17 protein-coding genes are annotated in these 14043 nt (G+C 68.9%); 10 read left to right on the forward strand and 7 right to left on the reverse strand.

Annotated elements, in window-relative coordinates; all coding sequences use genetic code 11:
* Window position 1: 1 nt before the first annotated feature.
* From SB816_RS28680 to SB816_RS28690, 3 genes are all read right to left on the reverse strand, one after another.
* Window positions 2–373, reverse strand: coding sequence for a tRNA-binding protein (locus SB816_RS28680; protein ID WP_410547906.1), 372 nt, complete (start codon window positions 371–373; stop codon window positions 2–4).
* Window positions 374–427: 54 nt separating this feature from the next.
* Window positions 428–2041: a PQQ-binding-like beta-propeller repeat protein gene (locus SB816_RS28685; RefSeq protein ID WP_410547907.1), complete on the reverse strand. Its 1614-nt coding sequence runs from the start codon at window positions 2039–2041 to the stop codon at window positions 428–430.
* Window positions 2042–2172: 131 nt separating this feature from the next.
* The gene (locus tag SB816_RS28690; protein WP_139122249.1) at window positions 2173–2418 is read right to left on the reverse strand and encodes a hypothetical protein; all 246 of its coding nucleotides are present in this window, start codon (window positions 2416–2418) and stop codon (window positions 2173–2175) included.
* Window positions 2419–2873: 455 nt separating this feature from the next.
* On the opposite strand from SB816_RS28690, the gene SB816_RS28695 reads away from it, so the two are divergent.
* The 3 genes from SB816_RS28695 (at window position 2874) to SB816_RS28705 (ending at window position 4402) form a co-directional block, all read left to right on the forward strand.
* Window positions 2874–3068, forward strand: coding sequence for a hypothetical protein (locus tag SB816_RS28695; protein WP_054503136.1), 195 nt, complete (start codon window positions 2874–2876; stop codon window positions 3066–3068).
* A gap of 29 nt (window positions 3069–3097) precedes the next feature.
* Complete coding sequence (locus tag SB816_RS28700; RefSeq protein ID WP_116792004.1) at window positions 3098–3583, forward strand: GNAT family N-acetyltransferase; 486 nt, start codon at window positions 3098–3100, stop codon at window positions 3581–3583.
* Between the two features lie 186 nt (window positions 3584–3769).
* Window positions 3770–4402: an FMN-binding negative transcriptional regulator gene (locus SB816_RS28705; protein ID WP_410547923.1), complete on the forward strand. Its 633-nt coding sequence runs from the start codon at window positions 3770–3772 to the stop codon at window positions 4400–4402.
* Here SB816_RS28705 and SB816_RS28710 read toward each other — a convergent pair.
* On the reverse strand, window positions 4290–5648 hold the full coding sequence (locus tag SB816_RS28710) for an MFS transporter (RefSeq protein WP_410547908.1): 1359 nt from the start codon (window positions 5646–5648) through the stop codon (window positions 4290–4292). The genes SB816_RS28705 and SB816_RS28710 overlap by 113 nt on opposite strands.
* 90 nt (window positions 5649–5738) lie before the next feature.
* Between SB816_RS28710 and SB816_RS28715 the strand changes: the two genes are divergently transcribed.
* The 3 genes from SB816_RS28715 to SB816_RS28725 all read left to right on the forward strand — a co-directional run bounded on the left by SB816_RS28715 (window position 5739) and on the right by SB816_RS28725 (window position 7821).
* Window positions 5739–6482: an ArsR/SmtB family transcription factor gene (locus SB816_RS28715; protein WP_410547909.1), complete on the forward strand. Its 744-nt coding sequence runs from the start codon at window positions 5739–5741 to the stop codon at window positions 6480–6482.
* 189 nt (window positions 6483–6671) lie between these two features.
* Complete coding sequence (locus tag SB816_RS28720; protein ID WP_336235612.1) at window positions 6672–7322, forward strand: N-acetyltransferase; 651 nt, start codon at window positions 6672–6674, stop codon at window positions 7320–7322.
* Between the two features lie 226 nt (window positions 7323–7548).
* Window positions 7549–7821 (forward strand): hypothetical protein, encoded by a 273-nt coding sequence (locus SB816_RS28725; protein ID WP_081273436.1) that lies wholly within the window; start codon window positions 7549–7551, stop codon window positions 7819–7821.
* Between the two features lie 19 nt (window positions 7822–7840).
* Here SB816_RS28725 and SB816_RS28730 read toward each other — a convergent pair whose 3' ends face one another.
* The 3 genes from SB816_RS28730 to SB816_RS28740 all read right to left on the reverse strand — a co-directional run bounded on the left by SB816_RS28730 (window position 7841) and on the right by SB816_RS28740 (window position 10226).
* The gene (locus SB816_RS28730) at window positions 7841–8608 is read right to left on the reverse strand and encodes a hypothetical protein (protein WP_054486619.1); all 768 of its coding nucleotides are present in this window, start codon (window positions 8606–8608) and stop codon (window positions 7841–7843) included.
* Window positions 8605–9141 (reverse strand): hypothetical protein, encoded by a 537-nt coding sequence (locus tag SB816_RS28735; protein WP_064524197.1) that lies wholly within the window; start codon window positions 9139–9141, stop codon window positions 8605–8607. The genes SB816_RS28730 and SB816_RS28735 overlap by 4 nt, the downstream gene beginning before the upstream one ends.
* A gap of 230 nt (window positions 9142–9371) precedes the next feature.
* The gene (locus tag SB816_RS28740) at window positions 9372–10226 is read right to left on the reverse strand and encodes a neutral zinc metallopeptidase (RefSeq protein ID WP_054486621.1); all 855 of its coding nucleotides are present in this window, start codon (window positions 10224–10226) and stop codon (window positions 9372–9374) included.
* 85 nt (window positions 10227–10311) lie between these two features.
* On the opposite strand from SB816_RS28740, the gene SB816_RS28745 reads away from it, so the two are divergent.
* The 4 genes from SB816_RS28745 (at window position 10312) to bamC (ending at window position 13847) form a co-directional block, all read left to right on the forward strand.
* On the forward strand, window positions 10312–10938 hold the full coding sequence (locus SB816_RS28745) for an L-threonylcarbamoyladenylate synthase (protein ID WP_054503128.1): 627 nt from the start codon (window positions 10312–10314) through the stop codon (window positions 10936–10938).
* Window positions 10939–11064: 126 nt separating this feature from the next.
* Window positions 11065–11712, forward strand: coding sequence for a site-2 protease family protein (locus SB816_RS28750; RefSeq protein WP_054503127.1), 648 nt, complete (start codon window positions 11065–11067; stop codon window positions 11710–11712).
* A gap of 87 nt (window positions 11713–11799) precedes the next feature.
* Window positions 11800–12705, forward strand: coding sequence for a 4-hydroxy-tetrahydrodipicolinate synthase (gene dapA / locus SB816_RS28755; RefSeq protein WP_116792007.1), 906 nt, complete (start codon window positions 11800–11802; stop codon window positions 12703–12705).
* A 17-nt stretch (window positions 12706–12722) separates the two neighbouring features.
* Entirely contained in the window at window positions 12723–13847 is a 1125-nt protein-coding gene (gene bamC, locus SB816_RS28760; RefSeq protein ID WP_054503125.1) for an outer membrane protein assembly factor BamC, read from the forward strand.
* Window positions 13848–14043: the final 196 nt, after the last annotated feature.

Consider the following 14043-nt stretch of genomic DNA (forward strand, 5'->3'; position numbering starts at 1 on the left):
TTCAGGTCAGCCGGGCGCCGTTGGGCACGTCCAGCTCGGGCGTCACCAGTACGGTCCGGTCGGCGGCATCGGCCAGGCCCAGCACCAGCACCTCGGAGCGCACCGGGCCAACCTGGCGCGGCGGAAAATTGACGATGCCGAGCACGCGCTTGCCCGGCAGTTGCTCCAGCGTGTAGCGGCCGGTGATCTGCGCCGAGCTTTTCTTGACGCCGACGCCGGCGCCGAAATCGATGGTCAGCTTGTACGCCGGCTTGCGCGCCTCGGGGAAGGGATCGGCGGCGATGATGGTGCCGACGCGGATGTCGACCTTCATGAAGTCGTCGAAGCTGACGGTGGGGGCGGGCGGGGTGGCGGGGTCCTGGGTGTAGTGCATGGGCGTGGATGATCGGTTCAGGGGAAGCGGGCGGCGGCGCCAGCGATGGCCCCATCATGCCAGATCGATGCCCCCGCGGGTCGCGCGCAGGGTGCGCAGGGTGGCCAGGTCGACCAGCGCAATGCGGCCGTCGAGGGTGCCGACGGCCAGCCTGCCGCCGTGCGCGGCAAGCGCATAGAGCACGGTGGCGATGCCGCCGATGCGGACCCGGGAGGCCAGCAGCAGGTCGCCGCTTGCGGCGTCGATCAGCATCAGGGTGCCGTCGAGGAAGGCCGCCAGCACCAGGCCGTCGGCCACCACGATGGCGCTGGCCGAGGCCGGGGTGGCATGGCGCCAGCGTTCCTGGCCGCGCGCCAGCGATTTGCGGTAGATGAAGCCGCGATATTTGTTGCCGACCGTGGGCGAGTAGTGTTTGCCGGCGATCACCACGCCCGCGCCGAGCGCGTCGTCGATGTAGGCGCCGCGGCATTCCATGGCGTGGCTGGCGGGCGTGCCATCCGGCTTGAGCAATGGCCAGAGGCGCTCGATGCGGCCATCGGCGTGGACCCGGCACAGGTGCTTGCCTTCGTGCGAATTGGGCGGCGTGCCCTGCAGCGCGAACAGATCGGGTGCGCCGTTGATGCCGATGTAGTGGTTGAAGCAGTCGTAGTGGCCGAGATCGAGGCGCCGTGCTTCGGCCAGGGTGGCATCGAGCAGGACGTCGCCCGCGGCGCGGCGGCGCGCGTCGACGCGGTCGCGGCGGCCCAGCAGGCGGCCGTCGGCGCTGGCGCAGAAAGTGTACTGGCCATCTTCGTCGCGCACCGTCGTCAGCTCGCCATCGCGCAGCGCGTACAACCGCGAGTCGCGGCGGAAGCGGGCGGCGGGATCGGGCGGGGCGATCGCGTGCACGACGAGCGGCGTGGTGGGCAGGATCTCGGCGCCGCGGCCGCCGCCGTCGTGGCGCGCGAGCAGCGCGCCGTCCACGCGGTAGCGGTCGAGCAGGCAGTTGTCGTGGACCGCGGCGAGCGTGTCGGCGTCGAGCCAGGCGAGATCCCAGATGGCGCCGCGCAGGCCCAGGTCGGGCAGGCCCAGCCAGTCGGCCAGGCGCCGGGCGGCGTCGTCGGCATCAGGCGGCGTGGCGCGGTCGAGGGTGGCGGTGGCGGGGTCGAGTTCAGGCGTGGCCACGCCGGCGGCGGTCTCGACGCACAGCAGCGTTTCGAACGCCGCGGGCGCATCGTCGTCCTGTTCGTCCCACGATTCGTCCCAGGGGCGGACCCAGGCCTGGATGCGGCCGTCCTCCAGGTAGCGGCACCGCACCACTTCCGGCACGTTGAGGAAGGGGCGATGGCAGGCGCCGCTGTCCCAGTTCCAGGCGATCAGATCGCCTTCGAACATATAGCCGCCGTCGTAGCTGCCCGCACCGATGGCGATGACGGGTTGGTCCGGATGGAAGGCGATGTCGTTGACGGGCAGGCGCGACGCGTCGCAGGCCGCGAACGGCGCGGGGTCGCCGCGGCGATAGAGGCCGACGCGATAGCGCAGCGTGGCGCCGCCATAGGCGGCGCGCGCGGGCGGGTTGATCAGCAGGGGAAAGGCCGAGGCCACGGCGACGATGTCGCCGGCCGGGTGGAAGAACACGCCGGTGATCCGGCCGGCGCCTTGCAGCGCCGGATTCATGAATGCGTTCACGATTCTCGCAGCCGCCGCGCTTGCGCGCGAGGCGGCTTCAGGCTTCGCGGGCCACGGATCGGGCGCGTGAAGGCGGCGGGGCGCGGCGCGGCGGCGGGCGGGCGCATGGGCGGACGGCCGTCAATGACGCGTCATGATTTGGCGGCGGCGGCCGTGGTGGCGCTTTTCTTGCCGCGCGGCTTGGCCGCGGGCGTTTCGCTCACCGGCGGCGTGTCGAACTCCTGTTTGTTTCGTTCGCCCCGCGGGGTGTTTTCCGGATGGGGTTTGGGAAAGGCCCAGGGTTTCGTTTTCTGATCCATTGCTTGTACTCCTTGCACAGGCGGAACAGTAGCATTTGCCGTGGCCGTGAGTAAGTGAGGGTTGACGTCAATATTCATCACATCGTGATATGAGGAAGCGGTTGGGGCGGCGACGCGGGCGCGGTGCGGCGGGCGGTGGCGCGGCGGGCCGGCTACCGTACGACCGCCGCGGCGTCGCAGCGTTCATTTCTGGAGGCTTGGTGTCTGGATTTCACCGCATGAGCGCATTGCGTGAATGGCCCGTGCGGGCCGCGGCGTCATGGCGGCGCTGGCGGGAGGCCGCGTCGGCGGCATCCTTGCAAGGGACCGCCGCGGCGCCTGCCGCGAGGCCTGTCCCGATTGCATCCGAACATTTTACCTTGGCCGCGCTGCGCGGCGCGGCGCGCTGGCGCGGCGGGCCGGGAGCGCGCCGCACGCGGCGGGAAGTCGCCATCCGGCGCCGGCTCGGACTCATCCATTTGCGTCGCTGAAAGCAGTAGTCGCCGCCGCCCCGGGCGGGACTACGATGGGGCCGTGCACATAGGGAGGGAACTATGGACACGACCAAGGAATGGTACGCCGCCGTCAAGGAATGGCAGCGCGCGCGCGACGAATTGACCGCGGCCGTCGCCGCGATCAAATGGCCCGATCCGACGCCGGCCTGCCTGGCCACCTACGACCGCGCCTACGCCCATGAAACCGCCGCGCGCGAGCGCATGAACCAGGCCTACGAACGCGTCCGACGATAGCGTGCGCGCGGGTTGCTACACTGCCGCGCATGACGCAATCCCAGACTCTCCTGACAATCCGGCAAGCGCGCCCCGACGATGTGGCGGCGCTCGAGGACATATTGACGCAAACCTACGCGGGCACCTGGCGGCCGCAGATGACGCCGCAGAAGTACCAGTACTTCCTGGACAGCGGCAAGATCCCGCGATACGTCGCCGAGCGCGGCGCGCGGTTCCACGTTTGCGAGGCCGACGGCCGCGTGGCGGGCATGGTGGATTGGGAAAAGAACTTCATCTGGGCCCTGCACGTGCATCCGGCGCTGCAGCGGCGCGGGGTCGGCGCGGCGCTGCTGGCGCTGGCCGAGGACGGCATGCGCGCCGCCGGCTTCGGCGACGCGCGGCTGGAGACCGACACTTTCAATATGCAGAGCCGCGCGTTCTACGCCAAGCATGGCTATGCCGAGGTCGACACTTATCCCGACGAGGAGTGGGACAGCGGCTTCACCACGGTGCTGCTGGTCAAAGCGCTGGCGTGATCCCGTGGGTGGGCGCGGCGGCGCGGGAAGCTGTTGATGTGATCCGTTGATGTGATCCGCTGCCAGCGGCGCTGTTGCCGGGGGGCCACGCGCATTGTGGCTCCATGAATTAAGGGTTATATGGCTCTCGCAATGGAGCCAGCGCGGCGCTATGGTGTGTTTTTCCTTTCCGCTGCCCCTTCCGCCATGTACCTGCCGTCCGCCTTCCGTGAAGATTCCATCGAGGTCCAGCACGATTTCATCCGCGCGCACCCCCTGGGGGTGCTGATGACCAGCGGGGAGGGCGGGCTGATGGCCAATCACATTCCCTGTCTGCTCTATCCGGAAGGGCCGCAAGGGGTGCTGCGGCTGCACATGGCGCGCGCCAATCCGCAATGGCAGGAACTGGCCGCCGGCGGCGAATGCCTGGTGGTGTTCCATGGCGCGCAGGCCTACATCACGCCGTCCTGGTACGCCACCAAGGCGGAGACGCACAAAGTCGTGCCGACCTGGAACTTCGTCGCCGTGCATGTTTGGGGCCAGGCGCGCATCCATGACGATCCGGCCTGGGTGCGCGCGCAGATCGGCGCCCTGACCGATGCGCAGGAAAAGGCGCGGGCGCAGCCGTGGCGCGTCGAGGACGCGCCAGAGGATTTCATCGCGGCGCAGATGCGCGCCATCGTCGGCGTCGAAATCGCGATCACGCGCATCGAAGGCAAATGGAAAGTCAGCCAGAACCGCACCGTGGCCGATCGCCAGGGCGTGGCGGCGGGCCTGGCCAATGAGCAGGGCGATGCGGTGATGGCGGGTCTGGTGGCCCGCCGCGGCGGGCTGGCGTGACCGGCGGGCGTTGAATCGCGGCGCCGCGGCCCCATACCAGGCAGGCGATGGCCGCGGCCTGCAGCGCCGCCGCCGCCGCCAGGAACCAGAACAGCGGGTGCGGCCCCTGGCCGGCCAGCGTGCGCAGCAGGCCGAACACGGCGGGCGCGAAGGCATAGGCGCCCTGCGACATGGCCACGATCAGCGGCACCACGCGCGCAGCGTCCTCGCGCGCGAATTCGGTCTGCGCGATCAGCGGCGGCAGCGAGGTGGCATTGCCGATGCCGGCCCCGAACAGCAGCACGCCCGCCCACACCGCCCAGGTATGCTCCATCGCCAGCATCAGCACCAGCGAGCCGGCGATCTGCGCGCCATAGGACAGGCAGGCGACCAGGCGGCGGTCGGCCGAGTCTGGCATCAGCCAGCCCACCAGGCTGCGGCCGGCGATGGCGCTGGCGGTGGCCAGTCCCATCGCGATGCCGGCGGTCTGCGCACCCAGCAGCGGCGCCAGCAACGACAGCAGGTGCGCGATCAGGCCGATCTGCGCGAACAGGCCCAGCGCCATGCCCGCGCCCAGCGACAGGAAGGCGCGGTCGCGCCATAGCCGCGGCACGCGCGCCAGCGCGGCGGCGGCAGCCTGCGCCGGCGCGTCCGGCGGCACGCCGTCGGGATGCTGGCCGAGTTGTTGCGGCGTGACGGCGAACACCTTGCGCGCCAGCACCGCGATCACCAGCACCATCGCCAGGCCGACCCACCAGGCCGCCTGCGCGAAGCCATGGCCCGCGATCAGGAACACCCACAGCGGCGAGAACACCACGCCGCCGACGCTGGCGCCGTTGTAGGCCATGCCCAGCGCGGCCGGCCGGCGCTTGACGAACCATGGCGAGATCAGCGCGTTGACCGCCGCCGCGCCGAGCGTGACCCAGCCCATGCCGGAGAACAGCGCGGCCGCGTACAACTGCCACGGCGCGGTCGCGCGGGCCCAGCCCGACACGCCCAGCGCCAGCGCGATGGCCCCCGCCAGGGTCACGGCGGGCACGCCCCAGCGCCGGTACAGGCGCGGCAGGTTGGCCACGACCAGCGTGCCGCACAGGAAGTGCAGCGTGACGGCGGCCGACACCAGCGCCACGCTCCAGCCGGTGCGCTGTACCACCGCGTGCAGGAACACCGGCGGGCCGTAGAAGCCGACGCCCCAGCCGAAGACGGCCAGCACGAAGGTGGCATAAAGGACTTTCCGACCGAAAAACAAAGGCTGTGGGGTGCGCATGGCGGGTGGCGGCGAGGGCGCCGGCTGTCTTGTTGGGATGACTCGCAGTATGCTTGGCCCTGTAGACAACACTTTGGCCAGGACCGAATCATGGAATCCGAGTTCGCCGATATCAACCTGTCGGCCGTCGCAGGCGCGATCGCCGATCCGGCGCGGGCGCGCATGCTGTGCGTGCTGCTCGATGGCCGGGCCCGCACCGCCACCGAGCTGGCGGCGGCCGCCGAGATCGGCGCCTCCACCGCCAGCAGTCATTTCCAGCGCCTGCGCGAGCAGGGGCTGGTGGAGCAGGCGGCGCAGGGCAAGCATCGTTATTACCGGCTGGCCAATGCCGAAGTGGCGCGCGCGCTGGAGGCGCTGCTGTTGGTGGCGGGCGCCGAGCGCGCGCCGTTCAAGCCCAACACGCCCTCGGCGTTGCGCGAGGCGCGCACCTGCTACGACCATATGGCCGGCACGCTGGCCGTGCGCATCCATGACGCGATGCTGGCGCGCCAGTGGCTGGCGGCCGATGGCCGCGATTACGCGCTGACGCCGCTGGGCGAGGCCTCGCTGGCGCAGGTCGGCGTGGACGCGGCGCAGGCGCGCCAGCGCCGCCGCCGCTTCGCCTGTCCCTGCCTGGACTGGAGCGAGCGCCGCTCGCACCTGGGCGGCGCGCTCGGCGCCGCGCTGCTGGAAGCATTGCTCGCGCGCGGCTGGATCGACAAGGACCTGGATTCGCGCGCGCTGTCGGTCACGCGCAAGGGCGCGCGCCAGTTTCCCGCGTTTTTCGGCATGCCCGACGAGGCGTCCGGCGATAGCGCGGACTGGCGCCGCGCCGGCGGCCACGCCGCGGCCTAGGGCCGGTGCGAGGCGCCTTGTAGCGCGGACAGGCCCTGGCCCGTCATGACATCGCCTTGCCGCGGGCGAGAGGCCGCGGCGGTTTTCGCACACCCCCATCGACATCGCGCGTCGCCCCTTGGCCGGCAGGCCGGGGCGGCGCACCCACCGCTTTTTTCATCGGGCATTTGCCCTGTACAGGAGGTGGCCTTGCCTACGCTGGCCCTGCACGCTTTCCGCCGCATTCTGCCAATCGCGACGGAACTGCGCATCGACGTCAACCATGCTCCGCATGAAGTGGAGACGGAGCTCGATGCCATCCACGACCGCATGAATCGTCCCTCGGACCGCTTGTATGGATTGCCGGAGGTTCAAACCGACATCCCTGGCATGGTGCTTCGCTACCGCGAAGCCGATGGCGAGTATTACGTGTATGTGGTGGACGCGCGGCGCGGGCGGCTGGCGGGCTACACGGTGTTCAACCGGCTGATCGAGGTGGGGCGGCGCGCCGATCCCTACGTGCGCGCGCCGCACTCGAAATACGCCGCGCCCTACCAGGGCATGGGGCTGGCCACGGCGGTCTATCGCTGGGGGCTGGATGCCGGCCTGTGCATCATGAGCGGCGCGCGCCAGTCGACCGGCGCCCACCGCCTGTGGCTGGCGCTGGCCCGCGACTACGAGCTGGGCTACGTCGACCTGCGGCGCAAGCGCCTGACCTACCTGGGCGCCTCGGTGACGCCCACGGTGCTGGGCGACCTGCATACCCGGATGTTCCTGCTGGGACGGGGCTGGACCCGATCCGACTACCTGCGGGCGACCGGCATGCACTTGCCTGAAAGTGCGCTTTCGCAACAGTCATAGGGGAAATCCCCGGGACGGATCAGCGTGGTGACGGCCCGACGACCGGGTCATCCGGCTGTCACCCGCGTACCGCCTGATTGTCCGACCGGCGTGGCGCGTCCGGCGGAAACGGGGACGCAATTCGCGCATTGCAACAATGTTTCTATCGGATGCCGGAGTTACAAAACTTATCCGAACTGTCATGAACAGCCGGGGTATGCTGGATCGCAGAAAGAGGGCATCCGAAGTGCATCAGAACAACTTGATCTACAAGGGATACCGGCTGACGGCCAAGGTGTCCCGGGGCGCGGGCGAAGAAGTTCAGACGCTGCCCAGCGGCCCCGTTTTCATCGCCTCGATCATGGTGGTCCAGGCGGGCGCCGTGCAGGAAGGCGGCGACGAATACCCCGTGCCGCGCTTTGCCGAAGGCGGCTTCGTCTACAGCCCGCGCGAGGCGGTGCATGCCGCCATCCTGCACGGGCGCGAAATCGTCGACGGCCTGACCCACGTGCCGTCCTGACGCCTGGCGGCGCCAGGATTCATTCGGCCGCGAACACGGCCTTCCAGTCGCGCGTCTTGGCCAGCGTCAGCACGCTGGCCGACTGTTCCAGAATGGCCACGGCCTTCTTGAGTTCCTCGGCCGATGCGCCGTCTTCCAGGATCACCATGCGCGAGTTGCGCGCATCGGCCATTTTCACGTCCGACATCTTGCCGTGGGTCTGGTAGACCTGGGTCCAGTCCATTTTCTTGCCCGCCTTGAGCGCGATCGGCTCGATATAGGTCAGCGCGGTGCTGCCGGCCGCGCGCACCGCGAAGGCGAAGTCGGCGGTGTGGCCGCTGCTGCCCTTGGCGCGCGCGCCCTTGACCATGCGGTTGGGGCCGACGCCGGCCGCCAGCGCCCGGCCCACCTGGGCGCGAAAACGCAACTGGCTGAAGCGCGGCATCCATTTGGCGCACTGGAACGACAGCGCCATGGCCAGCTTGACCGCGTCCCACAGGGCTTCCTGCAACTGCTCGTTGGGGCCCGTGGCGACGATGGCGCCCGACTTGTCGAAGTGCGCCAGGCTCACGCCAGGCGTCTCGTTGAGGATGTCGATGCGCTTGGGCGCCAGCTCGATGCCGTAGCTGGAGGCATGCATCGACGTCTCACAGGCGTCGGTGAGATAGAACGTGGCGTCGTCCGGGTATGCAATGAAGAACGCGGCGTGCTGGCCGTCCAGGCCCAGCGTCATCGGCGAGATGGCGCGGATGGCGTGCTCGCCCGCCGGCAGGACGGTCCAGCCGGAGGCTTCCAGGAAATTGCTCATAGGATCAGTTCGATTTGACGGCCCTTGAGGGGATGCGCGAAACCGCCGGTCAGGGTGAGGTTGGCCCTCGGCAGGAAATACTGCATCAGCTCGGCGATCGTGTGCAGGGCGGGCACGACGGGCTCGGCATAGCCTTCGCCTTCGTCCACCCAGATGTGTTCATGGCTGCGGTCCGCCAGCGGCTTGCGGTACTGCGGCCGGCCTTCGCCCACCAGGCTGGTGTGGAACGAGTCGTCGGTATCCACGCCGAACACGCGGTGCGGGCCGACGAACAGGCTGGCGCAGAAGGCCTCCGCCAGGAAGATGGTGGCCTGGCCGTGCACCACGGTGCGGGCGCCGCGGTAGATGGCGCGGAAGATCACGTCGTCGCGCGCCTCGCCCTTGACTCGGCAGGGGCTGGCGAACTCCATCCATTGGATGCTGGCGGCGGCCGGTTTCGGGGTCCAGGTGATCTGCTTGACCGTTTCCTTGGGCTCCGCAAGGATCTCTTGCACCTCATCAACGGTGATTAACGGTTCGAACTTGTTGGCCATGGAACGGATCTAGTAACTGGAAATGCGCCGTGCCGCCCTCGTCGCCGCGGCTGGGCGCGAGGGGCGTGAGCACGCTTTTCCCGTCGGGCCGGCCAACGGGAAAAGCCCCCTCGCTGGGGAGCTCTGGCCCGCGCAGCGGGAGTGCGCGGGGGCGTAATCTTACAAGATGAAGACCGTGTCGGCTTTTGGCTGTATGGATATCCAGCGTCCGCCGCATCGCGGCCAGCGCCCTACAGCGAGCTGGCGGCGAACGTATCGCATTGCTTGAGATCGCCGCTGTCCAGGCCGCGCTTGAACCACCGCACGCGCTGCGCCGACGAGCCATGGGTGAAGGCGTCGGGCACCACGTAGCCCTGGCTCTGCTTCTGCAGCCGGTCGTCGCCGATGGCGGTGGCGGCGGCCAGCGCTTCCTCGACGTCGCCGCTTTCGAGGATGTTGCGGGCGGCGTTGGCGCGCTGCGCCCACAGGCCGGCGAAGCAGTCGGCCTGCAGTTCCATGCGCACCGACAGCGCGTTGGCCTGCGACGGGTTGCGCCGGCGCAGGTTGTCGACCTGGTCGGAGATGCCCAGCAGGTGCTGCACGTGATGGCCGACCTCGTGCGCGATGACGTAGGCCTGGGCGAAATCGCCGGGCGCCTTGAAGCGGTTCTGCAGCTCGTCGAAGAACGCCAGGTCGATGTAGACCTTGCTGTCGCCGGGGCAGTAGAACGGCCCCATCGCCGCCTGGCCGGTGCCACAGGCCGTGGGCGTGGCGCCGCGGAACAGCACCAGCTTGGGCGGCACGTACTGGCGGTTCAGGTCTTTCTGGAAAATGGCGCTCCAGGTGTCCTCGGTCTCGCCCAGCACCTTGGACACGAAGCGTGCCTGCGGGTCGTTGGCGGGCGGGCGGCTGGCGGGGGCCTGCTGTTGCTGCGTGGCCGGTCCCTCGGCCATCTGCAGCACCACGCTGGGATCGACGCCGAAATACATGGCGACCAGGGCCAGCACGATAGTGCCGATGCCGATGGTGCCTCGGCCGCCGATGCGCGGACCGCTGGCGCGGCGGTCTTCCACGTTGTCGCTTTCGCGGGAATCATCCAGGCGCATACTGTGTCTCCGGGCGGCCGCGGCCGCCATGTGTTGCGTCGGCCGCGGTTGGCGATGCGGCCTTCAAGAGTGTTAGGATAATCCCATGGCCCTTCATTTAGATATCCACCCCGCGAATCCCCAACCGCGCCTGCTCAAGCAGGCCGCCCAATGGCTGAACGACGGGGGGCTGGTGGCGGTGCCCACCGATTCCAGCTACGCGGTGGTCGCGCGCCTGGACGACAAGAACGCCGCCGACGGCCTGCGCCGCCTGCGCGGCCTGGACGATCGCCATCATCTCACGCTGCTGTGCCGCGACCTGGCCGAGATCGGCCACTTCGCGCGCGTGGACAACCGCCAGTACCGCCTGCTCAAGGCCGCCACGCCGGGGCCCTGGACCTTCATCCTGGAAGCCACCAAGGAAGTGCCGCGGCGCGTCTCGCACCCGTCGCGCAAGACCATCGGCATCCGCGTGCCGGACCATGCCGTGATGCTGGGCCTGCTCGAACAGATGGGCGCGCCGCTGTTGTCCACCACGCTGATCCCGAAGGGCGAGTCCGACGCGCTGAATGACGCCGAGGCCATCCGCGAGCGTTACGACCACGAGCTGGCGGCTATCATCGACGCGGGCGCTTGCCCGCATTCGCCGACCACCGTGATCGACCTGACCGGCGACGACCCCGTCGTGGTGCGGGTGGGGCGCGGCGATCCGGCCACGCTGGGCCTGGCCTGAAACGGCTGACCATCCGTTCGCGCGGCGGCGCGCGCCGCCGGTCGTCGCCGGCGCGGGGCAGGGCTGGCGCCGCTGTGCATGTCGCCGCACTGTTCGTCACGCCGCTCCTCTACAATCCGCTTCGCCATGAATGACATCATCCAGACGATCGCGGTCTACGCGATACCGGTTATCTTCGCCATCACCCTGCACGAGGCGGCGCACGGCTACGTCGCGCGCATGTTCGGCGATCCGACCGCCTACCAGGCGGGCCGCATCAGCCTGAACCCGGCGCGCCACATCGACCCGATCGGCACGCTGCTGGTGCCGGCTGTGATCCTGCTGACTTCCAAGCTGCTGGGCAGCCCGGGCATGCTGTTCGGCTGGGCCAAGCCGGTGCCGGTGGATTTCGGCCGCCTGCGCCGTCCCAAAAAGGACATGCTGTGGGTGGCGCTGGCCGGTCCCGCCGCCAATCTGCTGATGGCGATCCTGTGGGTGTTTTCGCTGCGCCTGTTCCTCGAAACCGGCATGCAGGAAAGCTTCTGGTTCGAGATGGCGATGGCCGGCGTGCAGGTCAACCTGGTGCTGATGGCCCTGAACCTGCTGCCGATTCCGCCGCTGGATGGGGGACGCATCCTTTTCAGCCTGCTGCCCAACCGGCTGGCCTGGCAATACTCGAAAATCGAGCCGTATGGGCTGGTGATCGTGGTGGTGCTGCTGGTGACCGATGTGCTCTGGATATTGATGCGTCCGGTATTGGCTTTGGGAACGACGATCGTTCAGTGGTTCCTCTAGGATTTTGGCCAATATCCGTTAAACTCAGCGGTTTCACTGATTCTGGCCCTGGGGCATCCCGCCACGGGGCTCTGGAGCCCCTCATTTATGGCATCCCCTGCAACCGCCGCAGGCGTTAATTTCCAGGGCAGCATGGTGGCCCTCGTCACCCCGATGCAGCCCGATGGCAGCCTAGACTACGCCGCCTACCGGTCGTTGATCGACTGGCACATCCAGGAAGGAACCGATGCGCTGGTGGTGGTGGGCACCACCGGGGAGTCGCCGACGGTCTCCATGGAAGAGCATGCGGAACTGATCCGCGTGGCGGTCGAGCATGCCGCCGGCCGCATCCCGGTCATCGCGGGCGTGGGCGCCAACTCCACCGACGAAGCCATCCACCTCACGCGCCACGCCAAGGCGGTGGGCGCGCAGGCCGGCCTGTCGGTGGTGCCGTACTACAACAAGCCGTCGCAGGAAGGCCTGTACCGTCACTTCCGCGCCATCGCGGAAGCCGTCGACCTGCCGACCATCCTGTACAACGTGCCGGGCCGCACCGTGGCCGACATGAGCAACGAAACGGTGCTGCGCCTGGCGCAGGTGCCGGGCATCATCGGCATCAAGGACGCCACCGGCGACATCGGGCGCGGCGGCCTGCTGCTGCGCGAGGCGCCGGCCAGCTTCCAGGTGTTCAGCGGCGATGACCCCACCGCGGCCGCCCTGATCCTGCTGGGCGCGCGCGGCAACATCTCCGTCACCGCCAACGTCGCGCCCAAGCTCATGCGTGACTTGTGTGCCGCCGCCCTGGCGGGCAACGTGCCGAAGGTGCGTGAACTTAATGCGCGCCTGGCCCGTCTGAACAAGGCTTTGTTCGTTGAAGCCAATCCTATTCCCGTCAAGTGGGCGCTGGCCGAAATGGGCCGCACCGCGCTGGGCTACCGGTTGCCGCTGGTGGAACTGGGCGCGTCGCACCACGAAACGGTGCGTCGCGCGCTCCAGGAAACGGGCCTGCTCTAAATATCGTGAGGATACGTATGAACAAGCGTCATGCCGGTTTGTCGGCATTGATGTCTCTGGTGTTGTTGGCCGGCTGCAGCGAGGTCAACCAATTCCTGGGCAATGAAGAATCCGTCAATTACAAAAGCGCCGTCACGCAACGTGGCGAGCCGCTGAGCATCCCGCCCGACCTGACCCAGGCCGCCAGCGATCCGCGCTACCGCGCGCCGGCGTCGGGCTCGACCACCTATTCGCAATTCCAGCAGCAGGGCCAGGCCCAGGCCAGCGCGCCCAAGGCCAGCAACGTGCTGCCCGGCCGCCAGGACATGCGCGTCGAGCGCGACGGCGACCTGCGCTGGCTGGTGGTCGACCGCGCGCCCGAGGACGTGTTCCCGCGCCTGGTCGACTTCTGGACCGAAAACGGCTTCACCGTCGCCAGCAACAATCCGGCCGCCGGCCTGATCGAGACCGATTGGGCGGAAAACCGCGCCAAGATCCCGGAAAGCTGGCTGCGCCAGGCCCTGGGCGCGGTGCTGGAATCGGCCTGGGACAGCGGCGAGCGCGAGAAATTCCGCACCCGCGTCGAACGCGTCAACGGCCACACCGAAATCTACGTCAGCCATCGCCAGATGCTGGAAAAGCGCGTCGGCAGCGACGGCTCGCAAGTGCAGTGGCAGAACGGCAAGGAAGACCCGGGCCTGAACGCCGCCATGCTGGCGCGCATGATGGTCTACCTGGGCACCGACGTCGACAACGCCCGCAAGCTGGTGCAGCAGGCGGAAGCCGCGCCGCAGAAGCCGACGGTGCAGCAGGACGTCCGCGCGCAGGGCGCGGCCCTGATCGTCAGCGAATCGTTCGACCGCGCCTGGCGCCGTGTCGGCGTGGCGCTGGACGGCGGCGGCTTCTCGGTGGACGATCGCGATCGTTCGGCCGGCGACTACTTCGTGCGCTACGTCGACACCGACACGGGCGAGAAGATCGACCAGCCGGGCTTCTTCAGCCGCATGTTCTCGGGCGACAAGAAGGCCGAGGCGCCGCAGTACCGCATCCACCTGGTCGGCAGCGGCGAACAGACCACCGTCACGGTGCTGGACGCCAAGGGCGAACGCGACAACAGCGCCACCGCCCAGCGCCTGCTGAGCGTGCTGAAGGACAAGATGTAATTGCCGCGTATTCCGGCGGGCGCCACGGCGCCCGCACGGCTCCGGAAAAGGCCCTTCGCGGGCCTTTTTCTTTGCGCGCGGGGGGGGGGTATGCCGCGGCGGCGGCACGCGCAGGAACGGCGCCCGGCGGCGCACAAACAAAAACCCCGGCGCGGGGCCGGGGTTTCTGCTTGCCGTGATCAGCGCGGGGGTTGTT

Source organism: Achromobacter sp. SIMBA_011, from assembly GCF_046535435.1.
GTDB lineage: Bacteria > Pseudomonadota > Gammaproteobacteria > Burkholderiales > Burkholderiaceae_B > Achromobacter > Achromobacter dolens.

Coding starts and splice junctions, on each gene's coding strand:
- SB816_RS28690 (WP_139122249.1), bottom strand. CDS start 2,418: ATGAATATTGACGTCAACCCTCACTTACTCACGGCCACGGCAAATGCT.
- dapA (WP_116792007.1), top strand. CDS start 11,800: ATGGCATCCCCTGCAACCGCCGCAGGCGTTAATTTCCAGGGCAGCATG.
- bamC (WP_054503125.1), top strand. CDS start 12,723: ATGAACAAGCGTCATGCCGGTTTGTCGGCATTGATGTCTCTGGTGTTG.
- SB816_RS28750 (WP_054503127.1), top strand. CDS start 11,065: ATGAATGACATCATCCAGACGATCGCGGTCTACGCGATACCGGTTATC.
- SB816_RS28705 (WP_410547923.1), top strand. CDS start 3,770: ATGTACCTGCCGTCCGCCTTCCGTGAAGATTCCATCGAGGTCCAGCAC.
- SB816_RS28710 (WP_410547908.1), bottom strand. CDS start 5,648: ATGCGCACCCCACAGCCTTTGTTTTTCGGTCGGAAAGTCCTTTATGCC.
- SB816_RS28695 (WP_054503136.1), top strand. CDS start 2,874: ATGGACACGACCAAGGAATGGTACGCCGCCGTCAAGGAATGGCAGCGC.
- SB816_RS28715 (WP_410547909.1), top strand. CDS start 5,739: ATGGAATCCGAGTTCGCCGATATCAACCTGTCGGCCGTCGCAGGCGCG.
- SB816_RS28740 (WP_054486621.1), bottom strand. CDS start 10,226: ATGCGCCTGGATGATTCCCGCGAAAGCGACAACGTGGAAGACCGCCGC.
- SB816_RS28680 (WP_410547906.1), bottom strand. CDS start 373: ATGCACTACACCCAGGACCCCGCCACCCCGCCCGCCCCCACCGTCAGC.
- SB816_RS28730 (WP_054486619.1), bottom strand. CDS start 8,608: ATGAGCAATTTCCTGGAAGCCTCCGGCTGGACCGTCCTGCCGGCGGGC.
- SB816_RS28700 (WP_116792004.1), top strand. CDS start 3,098: ATGACGCAATCCCAGACTCTCCTGACAATCCGGCAAGCGCGCCCCGAC.
- SB816_RS28735 (WP_064524197.1), bottom strand. CDS start 9,141: ATGGCCAACAAGTTCGAACCGTTAATCACCGTTGATGAGGTGCAAGAG.
- SB816_RS28745 (WP_054503128.1), top strand. CDS start 10,312: ATGGCCCTTCATTTAGATATCCACCCCGCGAATCCCCAACCGCGCCTG.